The sequence below is a fragment of the Mesorhizobium sp. M7A.T.Ca.US.000.02.2.1 genome, assembly GCF_003996995.1.
Classification (GTDB): domain Bacteria; phylum Pseudomonadota; class Alphaproteobacteria; order Rhizobiales; family Rhizobiaceae; genus Mesorhizobium.
The window spans coordinates 1-26,344 of the sequence record NZ_RZTT01000037.1; the positions used below are offsets into that span (position 1 = coordinate 1).

At 62.6% G+C, this 26,344-nt stretch carries 25 protein-coding genes and 1 pseudogene; 16 read left to right on the forward strand and 10 right to left on the reverse strand.

Translation table 11 applies throughout. From position 1 onward, the window contains the following. From EOD15_RS05910 to EOD15_RS05945, 8 genes and pseudogenes are all read left to right on the forward strand, one after another. A pseudogene (locus EOD15_RS05910) lies at positions 1 to 193 on the forward strand (ABC transporter ATP-binding protein); the annotation flags it as partial. Positions 194 to 271: 78 nt separating this feature from the next. Continuing rightward, positions 272 to 871 (forward strand): VOC family protein, encoded by a 600-nt coding sequence (locus EOD15_RS05915; RefSeq protein ID WP_127408348.1) that lies wholly within the window; start codon positions 272 to 274, stop codon positions 869 to 871. A gap of 132 nt (positions 872 to 1,003) precedes the next feature. Continuing rightward, entirely contained in the window at positions 1,004 to 3,298 is a 2,295-nt protein-coding gene (locus tag EOD15_RS05920) for a bifunctional salicylyl-CoA 5-hydroxylase/oxidoreductase (RefSeq protein WP_127408349.1), read from the forward strand. A 199-nt stretch (positions 3,299 to 3,497) separates the two neighbouring features. Next, positions 3,498 to 4,256 (forward strand): SDR family NAD(P)-dependent oxidoreductase, encoded by a 759-nt coding sequence (locus EOD15_RS05925; protein ID WP_127322014.1) that lies wholly within the window; start codon positions 3,498 to 3,500, stop codon positions 4,254 to 4,256. Then, positions 4,250 to 4,720: a MarR family transcriptional regulator gene (locus EOD15_RS05930; protein ID WP_023811475.1), complete on the forward strand. Its 471-nt coding sequence runs from the start codon at positions 4,250 to 4,252 to the stop codon at positions 4,718 to 4,720. Before EOD15_RS05925 ends, EOD15_RS05930 begins: the two co-directional genes overlap by 7 nt. Then, entirely contained in the window at positions 4,717 to 5,529 is an 813-nt protein-coding gene (locus EOD15_RS05935; protein WP_127322015.1) for an enoyl-CoA hydratase family protein, read from the forward strand. Before EOD15_RS05930 ends, EOD15_RS05935 begins: the two co-directional genes overlap by 4 nt. Positions 5,530 to 5,628: 99 nt before the next feature. Beyond that, on the forward strand, positions 5,629 to 6,777 hold the full coding sequence (locus tag EOD15_RS05940; RefSeq protein ID WP_127322016.1) for an acyl-CoA dehydrogenase family protein: 1,149 nt from the start codon (positions 5,629 to 5,631) through the stop codon (positions 6,775 to 6,777). A 63-nt stretch (positions 6,778 to 6,840) separates the two neighbouring features. After that, positions 6,841 to 7,236 (forward strand): RidA family protein, encoded by a 396-nt coding sequence (locus EOD15_RS05945; RefSeq protein ID WP_127322017.1) that lies wholly within the window; start codon positions 6,841 to 6,843, stop codon positions 7,234 to 7,236. A gap of 143 nt (positions 7,237 to 7,379) precedes the next feature. Here EOD15_RS05945 and EOD15_RS05950 read toward each other — a convergent pair whose 3' ends face one another. Then, on the reverse strand, positions 7,380 to 8,471 hold the full coding sequence (locus tag EOD15_RS05950) for an LLM class flavin-dependent oxidoreductase (protein ID WP_127322018.1): 1,092 nt from the start codon (positions 8,469 to 8,471) through the stop codon (positions 7,380 to 7,382). A gap of 112 nt (positions 8,472 to 8,583) precedes the next feature. Between EOD15_RS05950 and EOD15_RS05955 the strand changes: the two genes are divergently transcribed. The 4 genes from EOD15_RS05955 (at position 8,584) to EOD15_RS05970 (ending at position 11,928) form a co-directional block, all read left to right on the forward strand. After that, a complete protein-coding gene (locus EOD15_RS05955) occupies positions 8,584 to 8,907 on the forward strand; it encodes a hypothetical protein (RefSeq protein WP_127322019.1) in 324 nt (107 codons plus the stop codon). A 71-nt stretch (positions 8,908 to 8,978) separates the two neighbouring features. After that, entirely contained in the window at positions 8,979 to 9,776 is a 798-nt protein-coding gene (locus tag EOD15_RS05960) for an ABC transporter substrate-binding protein (protein ID WP_127268313.1), read from the forward strand. Positions 9,777 to 9,928: 152 nt separating this feature from the next. Then, a complete protein-coding gene (locus EOD15_RS05965; RefSeq protein ID WP_023811481.1) occupies positions 9,929 to 10,603 on the forward strand; it encodes an amino acid ABC transporter permease in 675 nt (224 codons plus the stop codon). A 50-nt stretch (positions 10,604 to 10,653) separates the two neighbouring features. After that, positions 10,654 to 11,928 (forward strand): cysteine desulfurase-like protein, encoded by a 1,275-nt coding sequence (locus tag EOD15_RS05970; RefSeq protein WP_127317765.1) that lies wholly within the window; start codon positions 10,654 to 10,656, stop codon positions 11,926 to 11,928. Between the two features lie 199 nt (positions 11,929 to 12,127). Here the strand turns inward: EOD15_RS05970 and EOD15_RS05975 are convergent, their stop codons facing one another. Further along, complete coding sequence (locus EOD15_RS05975; protein WP_245463586.1) at positions 12,128 to 12,712, reverse strand: TetR/AcrR family transcriptional regulator; 585 nt, start codon at positions 12,710 to 12,712, stop codon at positions 12,128 to 12,130. 103 nt (positions 12,713 to 12,815) lie between these two features. On the opposite strand from EOD15_RS05975, the gene EOD15_RS05980 reads away from it, so the two are divergent. Then, on the forward strand, positions 12,816 to 13,727 hold the full coding sequence (locus EOD15_RS05980) for an alpha/beta hydrolase (protein WP_127317761.1): 912 nt from the start codon (positions 12,816 to 12,818) through the stop codon (positions 13,725 to 13,727). A 144-nt stretch (positions 13,728 to 13,871) separates the two neighbouring features. On the opposite strand, the gene EOD15_RS05985 is transcribed toward EOD15_RS05980, so the two are convergent. The 5 genes from EOD15_RS05985 to EOD15_RS06005 all read right to left on the reverse strand — a co-directional run bounded on the left by EOD15_RS05985 (position 13,872) and on the right by EOD15_RS06005 (position 19,134). Continuing rightward, entirely contained in the window at positions 13,872 to 14,702 is an 831-nt protein-coding gene (locus tag EOD15_RS05985) for a dipeptide ABC transporter ATP-binding protein (RefSeq protein WP_023811483.1), read from the reverse strand. Further along, positions 14,699 to 15,556, reverse strand: coding sequence for an ABC transporter ATP-binding protein (locus EOD15_RS05990; RefSeq protein WP_127317759.1), 858 nt, complete (start codon positions 15,554 to 15,556; stop codon positions 14,699 to 14,701). The genes EOD15_RS05985 and EOD15_RS05990 overlap by 4 nt, the downstream gene beginning before the upstream one ends. Positions 15,557 to 15,558: 2 nt before the next feature. Next, complete coding sequence (locus EOD15_RS05995; RefSeq protein WP_224618710.1) at positions 15,559 to 16,413, reverse strand: ABC transporter permease subunit; 855 nt, start codon at positions 16,411 to 16,413, stop codon at positions 15,559 to 15,561. A 70-nt stretch (positions 16,414 to 16,483) separates the two neighbouring features. Beyond that, the gene (locus tag EOD15_RS06000; RefSeq protein ID WP_127317757.1) at positions 16,484 to 17,491 is read right to left on the reverse strand and encodes an ABC transporter permease subunit; all 1,008 of its coding nucleotides are present in this window, start codon (positions 17,489 to 17,491) and stop codon (positions 16,484 to 16,486) included. 50 nt (positions 17,492 to 17,541) lie between these two features. Next, positions 17,542 to 19,134, reverse strand: coding sequence for an ABC transporter substrate-binding protein (locus EOD15_RS06005; RefSeq protein ID WP_127317755.1), 1,593 nt, complete (start codon positions 19,132 to 19,134; stop codon positions 17,542 to 17,544). Positions 19,135 to 19,604: 470 nt separating this feature from the next. Between EOD15_RS06005 and EOD15_RS06010 the strand changes: the two genes are divergently transcribed. Both EOD15_RS06010 and EOD15_RS06015 read left to right on the forward strand, forming a co-directional pair. After that, positions 19,605 to 21,608: a long-chain fatty acid--CoA ligase gene (locus EOD15_RS06010; protein ID WP_127408350.1), complete on the forward strand. Its 2,004-nt coding sequence runs from the start codon at positions 19,605 to 19,607 to the stop codon at positions 21,606 to 21,608. Further along, positions 21,608 to 22,318, forward strand: coding sequence for a methyltransferase (locus tag EOD15_RS06015; protein ID WP_245463587.1), 711 nt, complete (start codon positions 21,608 to 21,610; stop codon positions 22,316 to 22,318). Before EOD15_RS06010 ends, EOD15_RS06015 begins: the two co-directional genes overlap by 1 nt. Before the next feature lie 260 nt (positions 22,319 to 22,578). Here the strand turns inward: EOD15_RS06015 and EOD15_RS06020 are convergent, their stop codons facing one another. Next, a complete protein-coding gene (locus tag EOD15_RS06020; protein WP_127317751.1) occupies positions 22,579 to 23,457 on the reverse strand; it encodes an NAD(P)H-binding protein in 879 nt (292 codons plus the stop codon). Between the two features lie 114 nt (positions 23,458 to 23,571). Here EOD15_RS06020 and EOD15_RS06025 point away from each other — a divergent pair, with 114 nt between their 5' ends. Next, positions 23,572 to 23,931 (forward strand): helix-turn-helix domain-containing protein, encoded by a 360-nt coding sequence (locus tag EOD15_RS06025; protein ID WP_127267317.1) that lies wholly within the window; start codon positions 23,572 to 23,574, stop codon positions 23,929 to 23,931. Between the two features lie 115 nt (positions 23,932 to 24,046). Here the strand turns inward: EOD15_RS06025 and EOD15_RS06030 are convergent, their stop codons facing one another. Then, positions 24,047 to 24,769: an HAD family hydrolase gene (locus EOD15_RS06030; RefSeq protein ID WP_027039658.1), complete on the reverse strand. Its 723-nt coding sequence runs from the start codon at positions 24,767 to 24,769 to the stop codon at positions 24,047 to 24,049. A 5-nt stretch (positions 24,770 to 24,774) separates the two neighbouring features. Beyond that, positions 24,775 to 26,344: glucose-6-phosphate isomerase (gene pgi, locus EOD15_RS06035; protein ID WP_127408351.1), on the reverse strand; the 1,570-nt coding region annotated here is incomplete at its 5' end.

Sequence of the window (26,344 nt, forward strand, 5' to 3'; positions counted from 1 at the left end):
GTCTGTCATCCGGCGGCTGTGCCGGCAAGTGATCGTCATGCGCGAAGGCGTGATCGTCGATGCGAACGCCACCGACGCCTTGTTCGACAAGCCGCAGCAGGCCTACACGCGCGATCTCATCGCAGCCATTCCGCTGCCCGAGATCGATGCAAGCTGGCTGGACATTCCTTCCGCCGCCAAGGCGCCGACATGAATGCATACGCACGCCGAAGAGCGGGCCTCGGGCGTGCGACCACAAAGACCCAAGTCCCGCCAAATGGAGAGGACTGACATGAAGACCACAATCGCAATTGCAACGCTGGCCGCCGGGATGCTCGGCAGCGCCGGCATTGCCTCGGCGGATTCGATCCCGGGCATGCGCGGCCACGACCACACCGGCATCACCGTTCCCGACCTGAAGCAAGCGGTCGACTTCTTCACCGAAGTGGTCGGCTGCAAGAAGGCGATGTCGTTCGGTCCGTTCGCCGACGACAAGGGCACCTTCATGCAGGATCTCCTGGGCGTCGACCCGAAGGCGGTGATCGAAGAGGTCACCATGGTCCGCTGCGGCTATGGATCGAACATAGAGCTGTTCAAATACACCGCGCCCGACCAGAAGAACCTGACGCCGAAGAACAGCGACATTGGCGGCTTCCACATCGCCTTCTATGTCGACGACGTCGCTGCCGCCAAAGCCTATCTCGAAGGCAAGGGCGTCAAGACGCGGATGGGGCCGCTGCCGGTCAAGGAAGGGCCGGCCGCCGGCCAGACCATCCTCTATTTCCAGGCGCCGTGGGGGCTGCAACTGGAAGCGATCAGCTATCCCGACGGAATGGCCTATGAGAAGGACGCCGAGACGGTGCTGTGGAGCCCGAAGAACCCGGAAAAGTGACCCGGCAGCGCGCTTGCGCGATGACACGCAGGCGCGGCTTCGGGTAATCGTTTCGACATAAAACTTTAAGCTTGAAATATATTGTTGCCGGCGCGATACTGAATTCCAGCAAGCGAAGAGGAGATCGCAGACATGAAGGTTGCGGTTCTCGGCGGCGGACCAGCCGGCCTCTACTTTGCCATTTCAATGAAGCTGAGGGACGCCGCGCACGATGTGACGGTGTTCGAGCGCAACCGCGCCGACGACACGTTCGGCTGGGGCGTCGTGCTGTCGGCCGAGACGCTCGACAATCTGTCGAAAAACGACCCGGTCAGCGCCGTCTGGATCAAGAAGCACTTTGCCTACTGGGACGACATCGCCGTCATCCATGACGGCGTGCGCACGGTCTCGTCAGGTCACGGTTTCTGCGGCATCGGCCGCAAGCGGCTGCTGGTCCTGCTGCAGCGCCGGGCGCGCGAACTCGGCGTCAAGCTGATGTTCGAGACCGACATTGCCGATCCCAAGCCCTACATGGCGGCGCATGATCTGGTCGTCGCGGCCGACGGCCTGAACTCCAGGGCGCGCAACGCTTTCGTCGACATCTTCAAGCCCGACATCGACACCCGCAAATGCAAGTTCGTCTGGCTCGGCACCAACCAGAAGTTCGACGATGCCTTCACCTTCATCTTCGAGAAGACCGAGCATGGCTGGGTGTGGGCGCACGCCTACCAGTTCGACAGCGACACCGCGACGTTCATCGTCGAGTGCAGCGAACAGACCTGGACTGCTTTCGGCTTCGGCGCGATGTCGCAGCAGGAATCGATCGCTGTCTGTGAGCGGATCTTCGAAAAACATCTCGGCGGCCACGCCTTGATGACGAATGCCAACCATATCCGAGGTTCGGCCTGGATCAATTTCCCGCGCGTGCTGTGCGAGCGCTGGTCGTACAAGAACCTGGCGCTGATGGGCGATGCGGCGGCCTCAGCCCATTTCTCGATCGGCTCCGGCACCAAGCTGGCCCTGGAAAGTGCCGTGGCTCTGGCCGAGTATGTCGAAACCGAGCCGGACCTCGACGCCGCCTTCCGTAGATATGAGGATGCCCGCCGCACCGAGGTGCTGAAGCTGCAATCGGCGGCGCGCAATTCGCTGGAATGGTTCGAGGAGGTCGAGCGCTATCTCGGCCTCGATCCGGTGCAGTTCAACTATTCGCTTTTGACCCGCTCGCAGCGTATCAGCCACGAGAATCTGCGGCTGCGCGATGCCGAATGGCTGGGCGGTGCGGAGGAATGGTTCCAGCGCCAGGCGGGCGCCGGCGGCAACACCCTGCGCCGCGCGCCGATGTTCGCGCCGTTCAAGCTGCGCGACATGAGGCTGCAGAACCGCGTCGTCGTCTCGCCGATGGCGCAGTACAAGGCCGTCGACGGCTGTCCGACCGACTGGCATTTCACCCATTATGCCGAGCGGGCCAAGGGCGGCGCCGGGCTCCTCTATATCGAGATGACCTGCGTCAGCCCGGAAGGCCGTATCACGCCCGGTTGTCCCGGTTTCTATGCGCCCGAACATGAGGTGGCGTGGAAGCGGCTGGTCGATTTCGTCCACACCGAGACAGAAGCCAAGATCTGCGCCCAGATCGGCCATTCCGGCGCCAAAGGTTCGACCCGGCTTGGCTGGGAAGGCACCGACGTGCCGCTGGTCTCCGGCAACTGGCCGGTGATCGCCGCCTCGGCCGTGGCGTGGTCGCCGCAGAATCAGGTGCCGAAGGCGATGGACCGCGCCGACATGGACCGCGTGCGCGACGAATTCGTGGCTTCGGCCGAGATGGCCGATCGTTGCGGCTTCGACATGCTCGAGATCCACGCCGCGCATGGCTATCTCTTGTCGTCCTTCATCACGCCGGTCACCAACCGGCGCACGGATGAATATGGCGGTTCGCTTGACAATCGGATGCGCTATCCCCTCGAAATCTTCCGCGCGGTGCGCGCTGCCTGGCGGGCGGAGAAGCCGATCTCGATGCGCATTTCGGCCAATGACTGGGTGGGCATCGAGGGCGTCACACCGGCCGACGCGGTGGAGATCGCACGGCTGCTGCACGAGGCCGGCGTCGACATCTGCGACGTCTCGGCCGGTCAGACCTCGGCACTGGCAAAGCCGGTCTACGGCCGCATGTTCCAGACGCCGTTTTCCGACCGCATCCGCAACGAGGTCGGCATGGCGACGATGGCGGTCGGCAACATCTACGAGCCGGACCATGTCAATTCGATCCTGATGGCCGGCCGCGCCGATCTGGTGGCGCTGGCACGGCCGCATCTCGCCGATCCCTACTGGACACTGCATGCCGCCGTCACGCTCGGCGACCGTGGTGTCAAATGGCCGGATCCCTATCTGCCCGGGCGCGACCAGCTCTACCGTCTGGCCGAGCGCGACGCCGCAGCGGGGCTGAAAGTATGAACGCTTTTCGTCTGCCACGTCAGCGCTATACCCCCGCCCCTCGCCCCTCCCCACAAGGGGGAGGGGGACCGCGTCGCATTCGACTCAGCCGGCACCGCATAAGTTTGCAACGGACAGGTGCTGTCGTAGCCTTCTCCCTCCCCCTTGTGGGGAGGGTTAGGGGTGGGGGTACTTGGCGCCATGTTCTGAGGATTGAAGCATGATCGCCGGCAAGCATGCGCTGGTCACCGGCGGTGGCTCCGGCGTCGGGCGGGCCATCGCGCTGGCGCTGGCTGCTGCCGGCATCGATGTCACCATCTGCGGCCGCCGGGAAGCCGAGCTCACTGAGGTGGCCGGCGAGAACGGCCGCATCTTCGGCATTGCCGCCGATGTCACCGACGAAGTGGCAATGGCGGCGCTCTACGAGACGGCGCAAGCCGCGCGCGGACCCTTCGACATCGTCGTCGCCAATGCCGGTATGTCCGGCAGCGCGCCGGCGCACAAAACCGCGCTCAGCGACTGGCAGCGGACGCTCGACGTCAATCTGACCGGCGCCTTCCTGACGGTGAAGCCGGCGCTGGCCGGGATGGCCGCGCGCAAGGCGGGGCGGATCGTCTTCATCGCCTCCACGGCCGGACTGAAAGGCTACGCCTATGTTGCGCCTTACGTCGCCGCCAAGCATGGCGTCGTCGGCCTGATGCGAGCTCTTGCCGCTGAGACGGCGAAATCGGGCGTCACCGTCAACGCGGTGTGCCCAGGCTTTGTGGAAACCGAAATGCTGGAAGAGTCCATCCAGCGCATCATCGAGAAGACCGGCCGCTCGGTCGAGCAAGCGCGGTCAAGCCTCGCCTCGACCAACCCGCAAGGCCGCTTCATCCAGCCGCAGGAGGTCGCCGCCGCCGTGCTGTGGCTCTGCGGCGACGCCGCCCAGTCGATAACCGGACAGGCGATTTCCATCTCAGGAGGCGAAACATGGTAGCCGGCCCCCTGCCCGCGCCGTCGGGACCCGGCAAGGACCGCTTGCGGCTGTGGATCAGGCTGCTGCGAGCCTCGCGCACGATCGAGGCCGAACTGCGCGAGCGGCTGAAGAAGGAGTTCAACACGACGCTGCCGCGCTTCGACGTGATGGCAGCGCTCTATCGCGCGCCGGAAGGCATGCTGATGAGCGACCTGTCGCGCTTCCTGCTGGTCTCCAACGGCAATGTCACGGGCATCGTCGACCGGCTGGTTTCGGAAGGACTTGTCGCCCGCGCGAGGCGCAATGGCGACCGCCGCACGTCGATGGTGCGGCTGACCGAGGAAGGCACGCAAGCCTTCGCCACAATCGCCGCGGCGCATGAAGGCTGGATCGGTGAATTGCTGGGCAAGGTCAGCGAGGACGACGCGCGCCGGCTGACCGGCATGCTGACCTCGTTTCGCAGCAACTGGGAGGGACGCGAATGACCGCAATGGCCGGGCGCAAGCCGAAGCATTTCCTGTGGGAGGTCGAGGGCAGGATCGCCAAGGTCCGGCTCGACCGGCCGGAGCGCAAGAACCCGCTGACCTTCGACAGCTATGCGGAACTCCGCGACACGTTCCGCGACCTCGTCTATGCCGACGATGTCGACGCCGTGGTGTTCCTCTCCAATGGCGGCAATTTCTGCTCCGGCGGCGATGTCCACGACATCATCGGCCCGCTGGTCAAGATGGACATGAAGCAGCTTCTCGCCTTCACCCGTACGACCGGCGATTTCGTCAAGGCGATGCTGAATTGCGGCAAGCCGATCATTGCTGCGGTCGACGGTGTCGCGGTCGGTGCCGGCGCCATCATTGCGATGAGCTCCGATATCCGCATCGCCACGCCGGAAGCCAAGACCGCGTTCCTGTTCACCCGCGTAGGCCTCGCCGGCTGCGACATGGGCGCCTGCGCGATCCTGCCGCGCATCATCGGCCAGGGCCGCGCCGCAGAACTGCTCTACACAGGCCGCACCATGACGGCTGATGAAGGCGAACGCTGGGGGTTTTATAACCGGCTGGTCGATGCCGCCTTGCTGGAGGCCGACGCGCTCGACATGGCGGCGCGCATCGTCTCCGGCCCGACCTTTGCGCACGGCATCACCAAGACGCAGCTCAACCAGGAATGGTCGATGGGTCTCGACCAGGCGATCGAGGCGGAAGCCCAGGCACAAGCGATCTGCATGCAGACCCGCGACTTCGAGCGCGCCTACAAGGCGTTCGTGGCCAAGGAAAAGCCGGTGTTCGAGGGGGATTGAGGATGATGCATTCCGTGGAGACGTCGGCGGGGCAGCGCTCCCCTCTGTCCTACCGGCGCCGTAGAGCGCAGGGCCTGGAGAATAGTGGTGGAAGCACCCATGCCTGATCGTTCCTTCCTCCATTGGCCATTCTTCGAAGACCGCCATCGCGAACTGGCCGAGCGCCTCGATGCATGGTGCACGACCAACCTGCCCGTCGATCACCATGATGTCGACGCCGCCTGCCGCGAGCTGGTCAGCAAGCTTGGCCGAGACGGCTGGCTGAAGCCGACGGCGATCGACCCAGACAATCCTGGCCCCCTCGACGTCCGCACCCTGTGCATCACGCGCGAGACGCTGGCGCGCCATGACGGGTTGGCCGATTTCGCCTTCGCCATGCAGGGGCTTGGCACCGGCGCGCTCAGCCTGTTCGGCACGCCGGAGCAGCAGCAATGGCTTGCGAAGACACGTGCCGGAAAGGCGATATCCGCCTTCGCCCTGTCGGAACCGCGCTCGGGATCGGATGTCGCCAACACGGAGATGACGGCGACCCGCGACGGCGACAATTACTTTCTGTCGGGTGAAAAGACCTGGATCTCCAATGGCGGCATCGCCGACCTCTATGTCGTCTTTGCCCGCACCGGCGAGGCGCCGGGCGCCAAGGGGCTTTCCGCCTTTCTTGTGCCTGGCGACGCAAGGGGCCTTGGCATCGCCGAACGGCTGGAAGTGATCGCGCCGCATCCGCTGGCGCGCCTGTCTTTCGATCAGGTCCGCCTGCCCGTCGCCGCGCGGATCGGCAAGCCCGGCGACGGCTTCCGTATCGCCATGTCGGTGCTCGACGTGTTCCGCTCGACCGTTGGTGCGGCGGCACTTGGCTTTGCTCGCCGCGCACTGGATGAAAGCATCAAACGGGTGTCCGAACGCAAACTGTTCGGCGCGCCAATGGCCGAACTGCAGATGGTGCAGGGTCATATCGCCGATATGGCGCTCGACGTCGATGCGGCGGCCCTGCTGGTCTACCGCGCCGCGTGGACCAAGGACATGGGTGCCGCGCGGGTTACCCGCGAGGCGGCGATGGCCAAGCTGTTTGCCACCGACAAGGCGCAAGAGGTGATCGACAAGGCTGTGCAGCTGCATGGCGGCGACGGCGTCCGCAAAGGCCATATCGTCGAAAGCCTGTACCGCGAGATCCGCGCGCTGCGCATCTATGAAGGTGCCTCCGACGTGCAGAAAGTGGTGATCGCGAGGCAAGTGATGGGCGCGGCCTGACGGCAGAGATTTGACGGGCGTTCGATTTTGAAAATTGGGTTTTGGAATACCGGGAGGTTTTGAATGCACAGGATTCTGCAGCCGGAAGGCTGGGCGAAACCTGTCGGCTACGCCAATGGCGTCGCGGCACGCGGACAGGTCGTCTTCGTCGGCGGACAGGTCGGCTGGAACGGGCAATGCCAGTTCGAGACCGACGATTTTGTCGGCCAAGTGCGGCAAACGCTTCAGAACATCGTCGCGGTGCTGGCGGAAGCCGGTGCCGGGCCGCAGCACATCACCTCGATGACCTGGTATTTCACCGACAAGGCCGAGTATTTGGCCAACCTCAGGGGCATCGGCGAGGCCTATCGCGAGGTCATCGGCCGGCATTTTCCGGCGATGGCCGCCATGCAGGTGATGGCGCTGGTCGAGGATCGCGCCAAGGTGGAGATCCAGGCAACTGCAGTCATCCCGGAATAGGTGTACTGATATTCAGGTGATGCCGGCCTGCAAACGGCAGCTTCCTGCGCTTCCGGTGCTCACGTACGAAAAGTACGCTCCGCTCCGGTTCTCGGAACCCACCGTTTTCGACTCGGCCTGACCTGAATCTCAACACACCTCGGCTACTCGCGAAGGCCCGCCTGTCTCAAAATCGGCAGCACGTGATCGCAGAAATAAGGCAACTCCCTGGTGTAGTTGACGAAGGACAGCGCGATGCCCTGGTAGCCATGCCCTGCAATGGCGGCCATGTCGGCGGCGATCGTTTCCGGCGTTCCGATCAGCGGGTAGGTGCCGGCGCCGCCGGCGAAGCGTTGCCGGTAGCGGTCATAGGCGTGCGGGTCGTGGGACTGCGAGAATTCCTTCTTGCCCGCCATATGGGCATCGACCGCATCGTGGTCGGCCATATCGACCGCATAGCGCGCGTAGTAGGCCTGCGCCTCTTCCATCGTCGGGCGGCAGACGACATGTGCCACGGTGTAGACGCCTACGTCGCGGCCTGCCTTGTCGGCCCGCTCGCTGATATCGGCGACATGCTTGCCGGCATCGCTCATTTCCGAAAAGGTCGTGAACAGATAATCGCACCGGGCGGCGGCGAAATCGCGGCCCGGCCCACCGAAGGCGGCGTTCATGGTCACCGGGCGCGGAACCTGCAGACTGGCCGGCCGGCTGACGGCTTCCTTGAGGCGGTAATAGGTGCCCTCATAGTCGAGCGGCTCGGCCGAGGCATAAAGCTTTTCGAGGATTTCGATCCATTCAGCCGCTTGGTCGTAGCCCTTCTCGACCAGCGGCGTGCCTAACATGCCGAATTCCTTCGGGTTCCAGCCGCAGACAATGTTCAAGCCCGCGCGGCTCTGGCTGATATGGTCGACCGTCGCCAGCGCCTTGGCGGCATAGAGCGGATGCACCAGCGGCACATGCACGGTCATGAACAGCCCGATCTGCTCGGTGGCCATGGCAAGAGCCGCCGCCCAGGTGAAGGTCTCGAACGACCATTCCCGCACCTTGTTGCGGCCGCCAAAACCGCGCCAGCGCGCGATCGGCAGCATGAACTCCAGCCCGGCGCGGTCGGCGATCTGAGCCGCCGTCACATTATCCTGCCAGCTCGCCGTCCAGCGTTCCGGAACGTCTGTGATAGCAAGGCCGCCATCGGCATTGGTCGAAAAGACGCCAAGCTTCAATCTGTTCGGGCCGTGCAAAGGGTGTGGTTTGTTCATGTCGCGACCTCCAAGCGAGAGAGCACACGCTAGGCCCGCGCCGAGATATTTCAAGCCTGAAATAGCTTCGGGTCGCCATCGCTCGCGGGTATCGGTTCCAGCGGGCCGCACGGTGTCCGCCACGCAACCGACACCGCAGCTTTTTAAGCTTAAAACTTTCGCCTTGAAAAGCGCCGCACTTTGGATAAGCATTCCACAGTCGATGGCGATTGCCTTGCCGGACGGGCTTGCCGGCCAGTCCATCGTGCAGACCAGTCCATCGTGCCGGCCAGTCCATCGTGGGTGCTCCGGGTGGGAGTCTCAGTTCTTGTCGTTCATACTGTCCCAGTCATCATCCAATGCGCGCCATGCCTTCGATGACGTGCGCGCGCAGATCCGCGATCTGCAACAAAAAACGTCGCCAACCATGACCGCATTGGTCGCTGCCATGAATTGACGCCCTGCGGTGCGGGGCGGCAAAAAACCGTGCGGGAGCAACCCGCCCGATCAACAACAGAGGGAACACAAATGAGCTTTACACGTCGCAAATTGCTTCTTCTCGCCGCCGCCATCGGCATCGCCGCCGGCCCCGCCACCGCTTATGCCGCCGATGTGCTCAATGTCGGCGCCTACCCGACCAATCCACCCTTCGAGTACAAGAACGAGAGCGGCACTTTCGAAGGCTTTGAAGTCGACATCGTCAACGAAGCCGCCAAGCGCATCGGCATGACCACCGACATCGCCGATCTCGGTTTCCAGGCACTGTTTGCCGCCACCACCTCGAAGCGCATCGACGTCGCCATCTCGTCGATCACCATCACGGCGGAGCGGCTGAAGTCACAGTCGTTCACGCAGCCCTATTATGATTCGGACATGGGCATCGCCACCAAGACCGACAGCGCGATCAAGGCCGAGGCCGACCTCAAGGGCAAGATCATCGGCGTGCTGTCCGGCTCGACCGGCGAAACCTGGGTCAAGGCGCATCAGGAAGCCGATGGCTTCAGCGACGTGAAGGGCTACGACACGCAGCAGAATCTGCTGCTCGACCTCAGCGCCGGCCGCGTCGATGCGGCCGTCAGCGACATTCCGGGCATGGAGTATTCCTTCACCAAGATGAAGGACCTGGTCGTCAAGGAGCGCATCAAGACCGGTGAGCAATACGGCCTGATGATGACCAAGGACCACCCGCTGCTCGGCAAGCTGAACGATGCGCTGAGCGCGATGAAGAAGGACGGCACCCTGGCCGCCATCCACAAGAAGTGGTTCGGCAGCGACGCGCCGGCCGACTCCTCTACCATGAAGGAAATGCCGCTGCCGAAGGCCTGAGCTGAAAGCTGCGCTGACATCGTGCCGGCTTTCCAGGCCGGCACGATTCATTTCATGCTCCAGCGCCGGCTTCCGCGCCGACCGCCTCGCTATCTGCGAGGCATATTGGTTTTAACCTGAGCATGATTGCTCTCGGGTTCGGGAACGCTCCCATGTCGCTGCTGGATACCTTCTTTAACCCCGACGTCATCATGTCCAGCCTGCCGGCGCTGCTGCGCGGCTTCCTGAACACGCTGCTGCTCGGCATTTTGAGCATCGGCATCGGGATCCCCATCGGCCTGGGGATCAGCCTGGTGCGGCTCTATGCGCCGAAGCCGCTGCGCTGGCTCGCGGTCGGCTACACCGACATCTTCCGCGCCCTGCCGGTGCTGGTCGTGCTGATCCTGATCTACTACGCGCTGCCCTTCCTCGGCATACGCCTGTCGTCCTGGGCCTCGGCGGTGACGGCCTTTGCCTTCATCATGTCGGCTTACTCGGCAGAAGTGTTCCGTTCCGGCATCGAGAGCATTCCGCGGGGCCAGTTCGAGGCGTCGCAGGCGCTTGGCCTGCCGTTCCTCCTGACTTTGCGCAAAGTGGTGCTGCCCCAAGCGATCCGCGTCGTCATCCCGCCGATGACCAGCAACTGCGTTTCGATGTTCAAGGACACCTCGCTCGCCTCGACCGTGGCGCTGCCGGAACTCTTGAAGGAAGCGACCAACGCGCAGTCGCTTTACGCCAACCCCTCGCCGCTGATCGGCGCAGCCCTTGTCTATCTCATCTTTCTCTGGCCGATGGTCCGCCTCGTGAGCCTGCTTGAAGAGCGCTTCAAGACCGAAAAGAAGCGCTGACCTCGTCAACCGATCCCACCCCGCCCAAGTCCTCCGCAGGAGCCTACCCCGTGAACAAGCACCAGACCGACAATGCGAATGCCACCGCGTTCCCCGTCGACGCCATCCGCGCCATGTTTCCAGCCCTGCAACGGGCCGGCGACTTCATCTTTTTGGACAATGCCGCCGGCGCGCAAATTCCGCAGAGCGTGCTCGACGCGGTGACCAACCATCTGGTTTCGCACAATGTGCAGCGTGGCGGCCGCTATGGCCGCAGCGTCACGGTCGACCAGTCGGTCGCCGATGCGCGGACAAGCGTCGCGCTGCTGATCAATGCCTATAGCCCGGCGGAAATCTGCTTCGGCATGAACGCCACCTCGTTCATCCGCCTGGTCAGCCTCGGCATCGGCCAGATGCTGCAGGAGCGCGACGAGATCGTCGTCACCGACATGGACCACGACGCCAACATCGCGACCTGGCTGGCGCTGGAATCGGCCGGCGCCAAGTTCAAATGGTGGCGCATGCGCGAGGACGGCAATCTGCATGTCGACGATCTGCGCCCGCTGGTTTCCGACCGCACCCGTCTCGTCGCCTGCACGGTCACCGCGCATTCGATCGGCTCGATCGTCGATGTCGCCGCGGTGGCCGAGATCGCACATGCGGCCGGCGCCGAAGTGTTCCTCGACTGCGTGCATTACGGACCGCACGGGCTGATCGACGTGCAGGCCTGGGATTGCGACTATCTCGTCTGCTCCGGCTACAAGAATTTCTCGCCGCATATGGGCTTCCTGTGGGGCCGCTTCGAAACGCTGAAGCGGCTGCCGACCTTCCGCGAGGATTTCATCCCCAACGAGCCGCCGTACAAGGTCGAGGCCGGCACCTTCATCTACGAGAACGTCTCGGGGATGGATGCCGCCGTGCAGTATCTCGAACTGATCGGCCGCAATCTGGCGCCGTCCAACAACCGCTCGCGGCGCGACAACATCGTTGCCGGCATGGGCGCCATCCGCGACTATGAGCTGGTGCTGGCGCGTGAGATGCTGGCCGTGCTGAAAGGTTGCGGCGCGACCATCTACGGCGTTGCCGACGAGGCCCGCATCACTGAGCGTGTGCCGACCTTCTGCTTCAACATCGGCACACTGTCGCCGCAGCGGGTCGTCGAGGAAATGGCCGAGATGCAGATCGGCATCCGCGACGGCCATATGTATGCGCCGCGACTGATGAAGCGTCTCAACCTCTCAATGGACAGCGGCGCCATCCGCGCCTCGCTTGTCCACTACAACACAGTTGAGGAGATCCAACGTTTCGGCGAGGCACTGCGCGCCATCATCGCCAAGCTGTCGTGATCGGCGTCTAGAGCGAGATGCAGTCAGGCCGAACCGGCGTGGGCTCCATCTACCTTCAGCGCATTTGTGCGACGCCAAGTTATTCCACCTAGCTGAAATGGACGTTAGGATCGCGCCCGAAGCGGCCATTCGGATATGCATTTTGGGGACGGTGGGAACGGGGCCGACAACGGACTGTCAGCATTTATCGGTAGAATGGCTATTGAGTCGGCCAGGCTCTCATCGCGACATCAGCGATGCGGTGGAGTTCGTCTGGCTGGGCTCCGCTCGCGGCCTCGACGGCGATGCCGCGCAGAATTGCAACCAGGTATCCTGAGAGGGCACCTGTATCGGTGTCCTTGCCGACATTACCGTCTATCTGAGCACGTTCGAGACGTTTAGCTATCTGGTTTCTAAGTTGCCCGCGTCGAAGATTTGTCTCCTTGCGGGCCGACGCGCTGTCGTCGCTCCCTATCAGGGCACCATGCACCATAAGGCAACCTGGCGGATTTCTCGTGTCGGAGTGGAACGCGCATGCACCATATATCAGCCCCGCAGCAAGCGCGCGTGCAGTTGGCGCGTCCAAGGCATTCTGGATGAAATGCGACGTCTCGCGGTCATAGCGGTCGAGCACCTTCAGGAATAACTCTTCCTTGTTGCCGAACGCCGCGTAGAGACTGGGGCGCGTAATGCCTAGCTCTTCAGTAAGGTCAGTCAGCGATGTGCCCTCGTAGCCCTTGCGCCAGAAAAGCCGCATCGCCTGCACGAGTGCTTTCTCGGTATCGAACTCTCTCGGCCTGCCCATAGTCACTCACTCTCTTTATTGTACCGACTGGTATATTATCGCTTGACGCGTGAATCGATCTGCCTTTTATATACCGATCGGTAGACAATGGGGAAGTGAAGCGATGTCGAAGCTGTTGATCTTTTGTACTGCGCTGTTGCTGGCCACGCAGACCGCCAGCGCCAACGTTAAACCGTTTCCGGCCAGCTTCGAAGCGCGCGAGGTCAAGACGGACGGTGTGACGATCCACGTGCGCGTAGGTGGTTCCGGTCCTGCGGTACTAATGCTGCACGGGTACGGTGAGACGGGAGACATGTGGGAGCCGCTCGCCGTTGAAATGGCAAAGGATCACATGGTCATCGTGCCGGATCTACGTGGCATGGGTCTGTCGTCTCATCCTGAGACTGGCTACGACAAGAAAACTCAGGCTGCCGACATGGAAGCAGTGCTGCGCAGCCTAAATATCCAAAGCGTCGATCTCGTCACGCATGACATTGGCAATATGGTGGGTTTTGCCTTTGCTGCGCAGCATCGGGATCAGGTGTCCAAATTTGTGCTGATCGACGCACCTGTTCCCGGCGTCGGCCCCTGGGAAGAAATACTCAAGAACCCGCTTCTCTGGCATTTCAGGTTCGGTGGACCGGATATGGAGCGGCTCGTGGCAGGTCGGGAGCGGATTTATCTCGACCGATTTTGGAACGAGTTTTCTGCCGATCCATCACTTTTCGACGAAGCGTCCCGTGAGCACTATGCCGCTCTCTACGCTTTGCCGGGCGCGATGCACTCCGGCTTCGCGCAGTTCGCAGCCTTCGACCAGGACGCGCTCGACAACAAGGCGATCCTGGAAACGTCAGGAAAGCTGAAGATGCCCTTGCTGGCAATCGGAGGAGAAATGTCGTTCGGTACTCAAATGGCGACGGTGATGCGCTTCGCCGCGAACAACGTTACCGAGGGCGTCATTCCCGGTTCGGGACATTGGATCATGGAGGAGAATCCGGTCGCCACGGTGAAAGTAGTCACTGACTTCCTCAGATAAACGCGATCGGTTTGCTATCAGCTTTCAGGCATCGCGCAAACAGAGTTTGGTGGACGACTTGGGCGCAAAGCTGCCGTCCACTTCGCGGAAGACGTAAGTCGTGTTCGGGCAAAACTCAATCGTTCAGAGTAATTGGGTTTTGGCTCAAGCCGCCTTCTTCTTCGCCAGTCTTGCCTTGATCGAGGCGACGTCGGCGCGCGGGGTCGCGGCGAACAGCGTCCTGGTGTAGCTGTGCTTGGGGTCGGCGAAGACCTCGTCGCGCGAGCCGTATTCGACCGCCTCGCCGAAATACATCACCATCACATCGTCGGCGATGTAGCGCACCACGGACAGATCGTGGCTAATGAAGACATAGGTCAGCTGGAACTCGTCCTGCAGGTCGGCGAGCAGGTTGAGCACCTGTGCCTGCACAGAAAGATCGAGCGCCGAGACCGGCTCGTCCAGCACCAGCAGGCTTGGGTTGAGCATCAGCGCGCGGGCAATGGCAATGCGCTGGCGCTGGCCGCCCGAGAACATATGGGGATAGCGGTTGTAGTGCTCGTGGCCGAGGCCGACCTTCTTCAGCATCTTCATCGCAAGGTCGCGCCGCTCGGCCGCCGGCTTGTCGGTGTTGATCAGCAGAGGCTCGCCCAGCACGTCGCCGATCTTCTGGCGCGGATTGAGCGATCCATAGGGGTTCTGGAAGACGATCTGGACCTTGCGGCGCATCTCTTTGGTCAATCCGCCCTTGGCGATGTCGACCTTGTTGCCGTCGATGAACAGGTCGCCTGACGTCGCCGGATCGATCAGCGTGATGATGCGGGCGAGCGTGGACTTGCCGCAGCCGCTCTCGCCGACGATGGCCAGCGTCTTGCCCTTGTCGACCTTGAACGAGACGCCCTTGACCGCGTGCACGGTACGCGGCCCGGTGAACAGGCCACCACCGATGTGGTAGTCGCGGACAATGTTCTTGCCTTCGAGAACCGTGGTGCTCATGAGGCGGCTCCAACTGCCGAAGGCGCCGGCTCGAACATCATGTCGGAAACGGTCGGCAACCGGTCGCCGACGGCGTTCTCCGGCAGCGCCGACAAAAGCGCCCGCGTGTAGTTGCTCTTGGGCGATTCAAACAGCGACAGCACGTCGGCCTCTTCCATCTTGCGGCCCTTGTACTGGACGATGACACGGTCGGCGGTCTCGGCCACCACGCCCATATTGTGGGTGATCATGATCAGGCCCATGCCGTATTTGGCCTGCAGCGAAACCAGCAGATCGAGGATCTGCTTCTGGATGGTGACGTCGAGCGCCGTGGTCGGCTCGTCGGCGATCAGCAGTTTCGGATTGCAGGCGATGGCGATGGCGATCATGACGCGCTGGCATTGGCCGCCCGACATCTGGTGCGGAAACGAGCTCAGCCGCTCTTCCGGGTCGGCGATCCCGACCAGCCTCATCAATTCGATGGCGCGGGCCCGCCGCTGAGCGCGATCCATACCCATATGGAAGCGCAGCACCTCCTCGATCTGGAAGCCGACGGTGAAGCACGGATTGAGGCTGGCGATCGGCTCCTGGAAGATCATCGAGATGTCCTTGCCGACGATCTTGCGGCGTTCGGACGGGCTGAGCTTCAGGAGATCGACGCCGTCGAAGGCCATGCGGTCTGCCTTGACGGTTGCCGTGTTGGGCAACAGGCCCATCACCGCGAGCATCGCCACAGACTTGCCGGAACCGGACTCGCCTACAATCGCCAGCACTTCGCGCGGCTCGATCGAGAGGTCGATGCCTTGCACGGCCATGAATGGTCCGGCCGCGGTGTCGAAGGAAACGGTGAGGTTCTTGATCTCGAGCAGAGGCATGCTCACGACCTCTTCAGCTTGGGGTCGAGCGCGTCGCGCAGGCCGTCGCCGATCAGGTTGATGGCGAAGACGGTGATCAGGATGGCGAGACCCGGGAAGGTCACCACCCACCAGGCGCGCAGGATGAACTCGCGCGCTTCGGCCAGCATGGTCCCCCATTCCGGCGTCGGCGGCTGCGCGCCCATGCCGAGGAAGCCAAGGGCCGCCGCCTCGAGGATGGCGTTGGAGAAGGACAGCGTCGCCTGCACGATCAGCGGCGCGATGCAGTTGGGCAGGATGGTGACCAGCATCAGCCTGAGATGGCTGGCCCCGGCGACCTTGGCCGAGACGACATATTCGCGGGTCTTCTCGGCCATCACGGCGGCGCGGGTGAGCCGGGCGAAATGCGGCTGCAGCACAAAGGCGATGGCGATCATGGCGTTGACGAGGCCAGGGCCGAGAACCGCGACAAGCACCAGGGCCAGCAGCAGCGACGGGAAGGCCAGGATGATGTCCATGATGCGCATGATCAGCGTGTCGACCCAGCCGCGGCAGTAGCCGGCGAGCAGGCCGAGAATGACGCCTGAGATCAGCGCTGACGTGACGACGACGAAGCCGATGGCGAGCGAGAACCGCGAGCCGTAGATCAGCCGCGACAGCATATCGCGGCCGACAGCGTCGGTGCCGAGCAGGAACTGCGCGTTGCCGCCTTCCTGCCAGGCCGGCGGCGTCAGGAAGAAGTCGCGGAACTGATCGTCCGGCGAATGGGGCGCCAGCAGCGGCGCGAAGATGGCGATCAGGATCAGCAGCGCAAAGACGAAGAGCCCGATCACCGCGCCCTTGTTGACGGAGAAGTAATGCCAGAACTCGCCGAACATCTGCAGCCTGGCGTCCTGCGGCTTGACGACGGTCGCGGCTTCGATGGTGGCTGGGCCTTCGTTGCTCATGTCAGTTGGCCCGGATGCGTGGGTTGATGACGGCGTAGAGCACGTCGACGATGAGGTTCACCGACATGACGATCAGCGCGATCAAAAGCAACCCGCCCTGCACGGTGAAATAGTCGCGCTTGGAAATGGCGTCGATCATCCATTTGCCGATGCCGGGCCAGGAGAAGATGCTCTCGGTCAGGATGGCGCCGGTCAAAAGCGTGCCGACCTGCAGGCCGATGGTGGTGACGACCGGGATCAGCGCGTTGCGGAAGGCATGCAGGCCGATGACGCGGCGCGGCGCCAGGCCCTTGGCACGCGCGGTGCGGACATAGTCCTCACCCAGCACTTCGAGCATCGCCGAGCGCGTCTGCCTGGCGATGACTGCGAGCGGGATAGTGCCGAGCACGATCGTGGGCAGGACGAGGTGCGACAGTGCCGAGCGGAATGCGCCCTTCTGGCCCGAGATCAGCGAATCGATGGTCATGAAACCGGTCACCGGCTTGAAGAAATAGAGAAGGTCGATGCGGCCGGAAACCGGCGTCCAGTGCAGCGTGCCGGAGAAGACGATGATCAGCAGCAGGCCCCACCAGAAGATCGGCATGGAATAGCCCGCCAGCGCCGTGCCCATGGTCAGCTGGTCGAACCAGGAACCACGGCGGATGGCGGCGAAGATGCCGGCGGCGACACCCAGGACAACGGCAAAGATCATGGCGAAGATGGCGAGCTCGACCGTTGCCGGGAAGCGAACCAGGAAATCCTTGAGCACCGGGGTCTTGGTTGAAAACGAGGTACCGAAATCACCGCTCAGCACATTCATCAGATAAGTCAGATATTGTTGCCAGATCGGCAGATCGAAACCGAACTGGTGCATCAGCGTCGAGTGACGTTCGGGCGACAGGCCGCGTTCGCCCGCAAGCACCAGCACCGGATCACCGGGCAGGATGCGCACGAAGCCAAAGGCGAGGATGGTTATCCCGATGAAGGTCGGGATGATGAGGGCGAGCTTGCCGAGGATATAACGCAGCATGGCGGGCGAGTGGGGGCGTCACCACATGGTGGCGCCCCCGTTTCGCAACCTTATTCGGCGATATCGACGCCGTCGAAGCGGTGGATACCGAGCGGATCCATCGCAAAGCCGGTGACGGTCTTCTGCATCGGCATGAACACCTTGGAGTGAGCGAGCGTCGCCCAGGGTGCCTGTTCCTTGAAGATGACCTGTGCCTGTTCATAGAGCTTGGTGCGCTCGGCCTGATCCGAAACGGTCTTGGCCTTGTTGATGAGCGCATCGAAGTCCTTGTTGCACCATTCCGCGCGGTTGTTCGAACCGACGGAAGCGCAGCTCAGGAGCACGCCGAGGAAGTTGTCCGGATCGCCATTGTCGCCGGTCCAGCCGACGATGACGGCGCCGTCGTGATCGACCGCGGAAGCGCGCTTGAGGTATTCGCCCCAATCGTAGCTGACGATCTCGACGGTGACGCCGACCTTGGCGAAGTCCGCCTGGATCAGCTCGGCGGTACGGCGCGCATTCGGCATATACGGGCGCGACACCGGCATGGCCCAGACGTTCATCTTGAGGTCCTTGACGCCGGCCTCTTCAAGCAGCTTCTTGGCCGCATCCGGATCGTAAGGATCGTCCTTCACTTCCTTGTTGTAGGACCACATGGTCGGCGGGATCGGATTGATCGCCACCTGCCCGGCGCCCTGGAAGACGGCGTCGATGATGGCCTTCTTGTTGATGGCCATGTTGAGCGCCTTGCGGACGCGCACGTCGTCGAACGGCTTCTGCTGGGTGTTGTACATCAGCGCGCCGACATTGAGGCCTTCCTGCTCCTCGACCTTCAGGTTCGGATCGGCCTGCAGGCCGGCGATGTCGGCCGGTGCCGGGTACGACATGATGTTGCATTCGCCGGCTTTGAGCTTCTGCGCGCGCACCGCCGGATCGGTGGTGATGGCGAAGACCAGATCGTCGATCTTCTGCTTGCCGCCCCAATAGTCCGGGTTGGCCTTGTAGCGGATTGCGGCGTCGGTCTGGTAGTCGACGAAGATGAACGGACCGGTGCCGATCGGCTTCTGGTTGAACAACTCAGGCGTCTTGTCGGCCTGCAGCTTGTCGGCATATTCCTTGGAGACGACCGAAGCGAAATCCATGCCCAGCGTCGGAATGAAGGTGATCGCCGGCTCCTTGAGGGTGAACCTCACCGTCAGGTCGTCGACCTTCTCGACCTTGGCGATGTTTTCGCCGAACTGGTCATTGTAATACTGGTATGCAATGCCCGGAATGTACTGAAACCAAGGGCCGTTCTTGTCGACCTGGCGTTCGAACGAGAACACCACGTCGTCAGCGTTGAAGTCGCGCGTCGGGGTGAAATAGTCGGTCGCGGCGAACTTGACGCCCTTGCGCAGCTTGAAGACATATTCCTTGCCATCGTCGGAGATCGTCCAGCTCTCGGCCAGGCCCGGCGAGGTCGTCGTCTTGCCGTGATCGAATTCGACAAGGCGGTTGAAGACGGTGCGCGATGACGCGTCGAACGTCTGGCCTGCGGTATACGGCGCCGGATCGAAACCCTCCGGCGAAGCTTCCGCGCAGTAGACCAGAGTTTTCGCATTGGCCACGCCGCCCAGGACGCTTGCAGCCAGCAACGCGGCTGCAAAAGTCAGCTTCTTATTCATTGAGCACTCCCTGATGTTCTTCCAAGCCCCTCTATCAGGCTCGCGAAGCGCGCATATAAGCACCGTTTTTCCGGCTTTGGAACACCCCGTTTGCTTACCCCGCGGGAAGCAGGAAAAAAATCCGCTATTTTGCCAGATTGCAGAAAAAATTAGCAGTTTCTTCCATTCACGAGATTGTTAACAACCGACTTTTTTTATTGATCGCCAAGCTGACGATATAAATGTTCCCCGCGCTTCCGAGCGGCCGAGGGATGCGCCAGGACACCATTTGGCAGCGCCCGAGGCGGCAAGGACTTTCGACGGAAAATCTTTCGCCGTGTTGCCGCAAGGGCAAGACTTGCACGGTCACCAAGGGAGGCAATACATAGGGTATAACGGCCGCAGCGGAGGGCGCCCTTGTCAATTCAGAGGCGAGGTCAATTCAGGGGCGAGCGCGGCGCGAATGAACAAACTTGTCCAGGGAGGAACGGGTGGCAAAAGCATCAAGGACGACGACGGTGAAAGCGGGAGCCAAGGCGCCGTCGAAAGCAGCCGGTACTGCCAAGCCGAAAGCACCCGTTGCCGAAGCCGCCACGCCGAAGGCGGCCGCGGCGCCCGTAAGGGCAAGCACAAAGCCGGCGGTGAAAGCCCCGGCCAAGGCTGCGGCCGGAAAGAAGGCACCGGGGAGTAAAGCGGGTGCGGCAAAGCCTGCTGTCAGGCCGGCGTCGAAGGCTGCGGCGGCGGTGAAGGCCCCACCGGCGGCAAGGCCGACCGCCGCCACCGCCAACCGATTGCCGAAAGCATTGACGGCGCTGGCCGCCGGCTTGCCGGAAAAGCCGTGGCTCAAGAGCTATCCGAAAAACGTGCAGGCGGAGATCGGCGCCCTGCCCTACAGCTCGATCGGCGATTTCCTCGTCGGCGCCTGCAAGCAGTTTTCCGCGCAGCCGGCCTTCACCTGCATGGACAAGTCCATCAGCTACACCGATGTCGAGCGGCTGTCGGCGGCCTTCGGCGCCTACCTGCAATCGAAGGGCCTGCAGAAAGGCGCGCGCGTCGCGCTGATGATGCCGAACGTGCTGCAATATCCGGTGGCGATGATGGCGATCTTGCGCGCCGGCTATGTCGTGGTGAATATCAATCCGCTCTACACGCCGCGCGAACTCGAACACCAGTTGAAGGATTCCGGTGCGCAAGCCATCGTCATCCTGGAAAACTTCGCCAACACCTTGCAGGCGGTGATCGCGAGGACGGCGGTCAAGCATGTGGTGGTCGCCGCGATGGGCGACATGCTCGGCGGCCTGAAGGGCACCATCGTCAATTTCGTCGTTCGCCGGGTGAAGAAGATGGTGCCGGCATGGTCCTTGCCCGGCCATGTCAAGTTCAATGCCGCCATGAAGGCCGGCGCCGGCATGGGCTTCAAGCCGGCCAAGGTGGAAGCCGACGATGTCGCCTTCCTGCAATATACGGGCGGCACCACGGGCGTGTCGAAGGGCGCCACACTGCTGCACAGAAACGTGCTCGCCAACGTCGCGCAGAACGCGCAGTGGATGGAGGACGCCTACACGATCAAGCCGAAACCGGCGCACCCCAACTTTATCTGCGCGCTGCCGCTCTATCATATTTTCGCGCTGACCGTGAACGCACTGATGGGCATGCAGCAAGGCGCCCGCAATGTGCTCATTCCCAATCCGCGCGACATTCCCGGCTTCGTCAAGGAACTGCAGAAGTATCCGGTGCACATCTTTCCCGGCCTCAACACGCTGTTCAACGCGCTGCTCAACAATGAGGATTTCCGCAAGCTTGACTTCAAGCCGCTGGTGCTGACGCTGGGCGGCGGCATGGCGGTGCAGAAGGGCGTCGCCGAACGCTGGAAGACGCTGACCGGTTGTTCGGTCACCGAAGGCTACGGCCTCTCGGAAACCTCGCCGGTCGCTACCGCCAACAAGTTCACCGCCGGCGACTTCACCGGCACCATCGGCTTGCCGCTGCCCTCGACCGAGATCGCCATCCGCGACGACGACGGCAACAATTTGCCGCTCGGCGAGGTCGGCGAGGTCTGCATCCGAGGACCGCAAGTGATGGCGGGCTACTGGAACCGGCCCGATGAGACCGCCAAGGTGATGACCAAGGACGGCTACTTCAAATCCGGCGACATGGGCTTCATGGACGAGCGCGGCTACACCAAGATCGTCGACCGCAAGAAGGACATGATCCTGGTTTCGGGCTTCAACGTCTATCCGAACGAACTTGAGGAAGTCGTGGCCATGCATCCGGGCGTGCTCGAAGTGGCGGCGATCGGCGTGCCGGACGAGCATTCGGGCGAGGTGCCGAAACTGTTCGTGGTCAAGAAGGATCCGGCGCTGACCGCAGAGACGCTCACCGCCTTCTGCCGCGAGAACCTGACCGGTTACAAGCGGCCCAAATACATAGAATTCCGCACCGAGCTGCCGAAGACGCCGGTCGGCAAGATCCTGCGGCGAGCGTTGCGCGAATAGTGGACGGCGATCTTGCCGACAACGATGCTCTGAATCGATGCTCACGCCTCGACCCGGCAATCTTCATCAAGGCGAACATGCGCCTTGTCCCCGTGCCTGCGCTTCCAGAAATCCAGCTTTATACAGCTCACCCCGGCAGCGGATTGAGGCGGCTCGTCGAGCCCGAAGACGATGCGGAAGACGCGCCGGAGCCACAACCGCCCTACTGGGCCTATGCATGGGCCGGCGGCACCGTGCTCGCACGCTATGTCCTTGACCATCCAACAACCGTGGCGGGACGCCGCGTGCTCGACCTTGGTGCCGGCTCCGGCCTGGTCGGCATCGCCGCAGCTAAGGCTGGGGCACGCGAAGTGATCGCCGCCGAGATCGACCGCAACGGCGTTGCCGCTCTTGAGCTCAACGCGGTCGCCAACGGCGTTGCCATCACGATAATAGGCGAAGACATCACCGCCGGTCCGCCGCCGGCAGTTGACCTCGTGCTCGCAGGCGATGTTTTCTACGGGCGCGACGTTGCTTTACGCGTCACCCCGTTCCTCGATCGCTGCCTGGCAGCCGGCATCGACGTGCTGGTCGGCGATCCCCGTCGCAACGATCTGCCGCTGTCCCGACTGCGGTTGCTCGCCGAGTACCAGGTGCCGGATTTCGGCGACGCGAAGGGTGCTGCGACCAAGCCGAGCGGTGTCTTTTCGTTTGAGGCGGAAGAGCGCTGACGCTGAGATCAATCCCAGTCACTCGGAATGGCCGGGTTCGACCTCGTCCCGGACCTTTGTCAGGTGAGTACGACTGCCAGAAGGCTGCCATACAGAGCTGACGTTCGGCGGCGCAAAATTGGGGTATGATCCAAGGCGCGCCATTCGGGCGTCGTAGGGTGGCTCGGCGAGTCGCAAAACGGCGGGATGGCGCGTTGCTGCCATCACCCCGGCAATGTCGATGTTGCGTTGTCTAACGCCCAGTTCTTCAGGTCACCGTCTCAAGCTTGGAGTGCCGCATGGTTGGCCCGCAAGAACTCGGCCGCTGTCATCGGCTTGCGGCCCAAGAGTTTCTCGAGATCCCCCGCCGTGCCGCCCCATTCTCCGGCGTTGATGCCTTGCACCCACACAAGCGCGAAGCGGGCGGCCTGCTCGGGCAGACCCGCCGCCACTAAGTGGGCGATGTAATCCTGATCCGAGCCGGAAACAAACGGCACTCGCTTGCCGCTGACATCCGACAGGATCTGTGCGACATCCGCGAAGGACACGGCAGGATCGCCATACAGCGAGTATGTCTTGTATTCATGGCCGTCTTGGCTCAGCACAATGGCATGCGCCTCTGCCAGGTTGTCACGGCTGGCATAGCCCGCCTTGCCCGCACCAGCCGGCACGTGAACCCCGGTCTCCATGGCGTTTCCGCCGATGTAGAATGGGATGCTCTCGATAAAGGGCGGATGACGGACGAGCGTGTAGGCTAGGCCGGATGCCTTCAGTTTTTCCTCGACGAACAAATCCTGCTCGGTGATATCCGGCAAGGTGAAGGCGGATCCTGCTTCGTGGATGATCGGCATATAGACGATGTGCTTAACGCCCGCTTGCCGAGCTGCGCTAATGGCATTTTGGTGCTGGGTATTGCGATCGGTAAAGGCGGTGGCGGATACGAGCATTAGCTTATCAATGCCCTCGAACGCGCGCACCAGTCCGTCATAGTCGAGATAGTCGCCTTGGCGGATCTCAATCCTATCGGCCGCCAGATCGGCCGCCTTGGCGGGATCGCGGGCCAGGCCGACGAGATCGCTGGCGGGCAACCGCTTCAGGAGATGTTGGAGAGTTTTTCGGCCGATATTGCCGGTTGCGCCGGTTACGAGGATCTTGGCCATGGTGATTTCCTTTGGGCTTTTGCACATCGACACCGTCGTCCGATCCAGGTAAGTCAGAACAGACCTGCAAACCAGTACCGACTATTTGGTAAGTGCCAAAATTCGGAGATCGACGTGACCGAGACAAATTTCCAATGCGGCCTGGAAGCGGTTCTTGCCATCCTTGGAGGCAAGTGGAAGCCGCTTGTCGTCTATCATCTGGCCAGCGGGCCCAAACGCACCGGTCAACTCCGCAGGCTCGTTACCAACGTGAGCGAGAAAATGCTGATCCAGCACCTGAAAGAACTGACGGATGATGGCGTTATTCGTCGCATTGACTTTCAGACGGTGCCGCCGCACGTCGAGTATGAACTAACCGACTTTGGTCAAAGCCTGGCCGGAGTACTCGCGCCCTTGTGCGAATGGGGAACTCATCATACGTCCGAGGTAGCCCTGATCGTGCAAAATCGATCGCGCCCTTCTGCAGGTGCGTAGCGGTCCCAAATCTGGCGGTGGACCAAGGTCCGCCTTTGAGGGAACAGCCCGTCTCCTTTCCACCAATCTCAGCCGTGGGCGGGAAAGCCCAAGTTGATTTGCCCCGCCTCGGCCGTCAGATCGTCTCCTTGACCCGCGCCGAGAGAAAATCCGGCAGGTCGGCAACCGAATCCAGGACCACATCGGCAATGCCGGCCAGCGATTCGCGGGTGCCGGTGCCGGAGAGCACGCCAACTGCGAGCCCGCAGCCACCGGCACGCGCCATTTCGAGGTCGTGCCTGTTGTCGCCGACCATGGCGATCTCCGCCGGCCTGAGGCCGGTGAGGTCGCTGAAAGCCAGGATGGTGTCGGGCGCCGGCTTCGGATTGGCCACCGCGTCGTAGCCATAGGCCGCGTCGAACAATTGGGCGACGCCGAGCGTCACCAGCGTCTTTTCCGCGCCGCTGGTCGAATCGTTGGTGGCGACGCCAAGCCGGTAGGACTTCCTGTGCAGTGCCGTCAGCGTGTCAACGATGCCGGGCAATGCCACAGCCATTGTCGAGCCCTGTATCGAGGTGATTTCGTTGAAGCGGGCAACCGCAAGCATCTGGTCCTCGTTGGACAGGCGCGGGAACCACAATTCGACGACGTCGAGATTGGTGCCGGACGCAAAGATCGAGTCCGGTTTGAAGCGCTTGTTGGCGAAATCGAAGCCGGCGGCGGCCAGCAGCCTGTCGGCTTTCCAGCGATCACCCTCGGACGCATCCATGGCCATGAAATCGGCAATGCCGAGCCAGGTGGCGTTGAAGTCGACAAGCGTTCCATCCTTGTCGAACAATATTCCCTTGATGTCTGCCAAACTTTTCACTCCGAGCCACGCAAATGGTGGATGAATCCCACAAGGCCAGCGGTCGATGCATCCCGATTGGCGGCACTTTCCTTGCCCTCCACGACAGGCAACAGGCCGGTGGCCAGTTCCTTGCCGAGCTCGACGCCCCACTGGTCGAAGGAGTTGATGTCGAACAGCGTGCCCTCGACGAAGACGCGGTGCTCGTAGAGCGCGATCAGCCGGCCGAAGGTGCGCGGGTCGAGTTTGCGGTAGATTATGGTCACCGAGGGTCGGTTGCCGGAGAAGACGCGGTGCGGGGCTATCTTGTCGATATCGGCCGGCTTCATGCCCTTGGCCAGCATCTGGGCGCGGGCTTCGTCCAGCGTGCGGCCCTTCATCAGCGCTTCCGACTGCGCCAGGCAGTTGGCGAGCAGCAGATCGTGCTGGTGTTTGAGTTCCGGCTCGTGGCCGACCGCCGCGGCGAGGAACTCGACCGGGATGAAATCGGTGCCCTGGTGCAGCAGCTGGAAGAAGGCATGCTGGCCGTTGGTGCCGGGCTCGCCCCAGACCAGCGGTCCGGTCGGCGTCGTCACCTCTGTGCCTTCGAGGGTGACGCTCTTGCCGTTCGATTCCATGTCGAGCTGCTGCAGATAGGCCGGCAGCCTGGACAGGCGCTGGTCATACGGGATGACGGCGCGCGCCGGGTAGCCGCAGATGACGCGATGCCACCAGCCGACCAGTCCAAGCAGCGCCGGCAGGTTCTCCTGCACCGGCGCGGTGCGGAAATGCTCGTCCATCTCGTGCGCGCCATCGAGGAAGGCGCGAAAATTCCGCGGGCCGACAGCGATCATCACCGGCAGGCCGATGGCGCCCCAGAGCGAATAGCGGCCGCCGACCCAGTCCCAGAAGCCGAAGACGCGATCCGGCTCGATGCCGAACTTGGCCACCAGGTCGAGTGCGGTGGAGACGGCGGCGAAATGCTTGCCGACCGCTTCCTTACCCAGTGCTTCCTGCACCCATTTCCGAGCGGTTTCGGCGTTGGTCATCGTTTCGACGGTGGTGAAGGTCTTGGAAGCGATGATGAAAAGCGTGGTTTCGGCGGACAGGCCCTTCAGTGTGTCGTGGATATGGGCGCCGTCGATGTTGGAAACGTAATGTGCGCGCGGCCCGTCATGATAGGGCGCCAGCGCCAGCGTCGCCATGGCCGGGCCGAGATCGGAACCGCCGATGCCGATGTTGACGATGTCGGTGATCTTCTTGCCGGTGGCGCCAGCCGCCTTGCCCGAGCGCACGGCATCGGCAAAGGCGCCCATGGCGTCGAGCACGGCGATGACGTCAGCCTTGACGTCCTGGCCATCGACGGTGACGCCCTTGCCGGTCAGGTTGCGCAGCGCCGTGTGCAGCACGGCACGGTCCTCGGTGACGTTGATCTTCTTGCCGGCGAACATGGCGGCGCGGCGGCCTTCGAGATCGGCGGCCTGGGCGAGCTTTTCCAGCAGCTCCATGGTGGTCGCGTCGACCGCGCATTTCGACCAGTCGAGCAGCAGATCGCCGTCGGCAGCGGAGAATTCCACGAACCGCTTAGGATCGGCGGCGAAGGCCTGG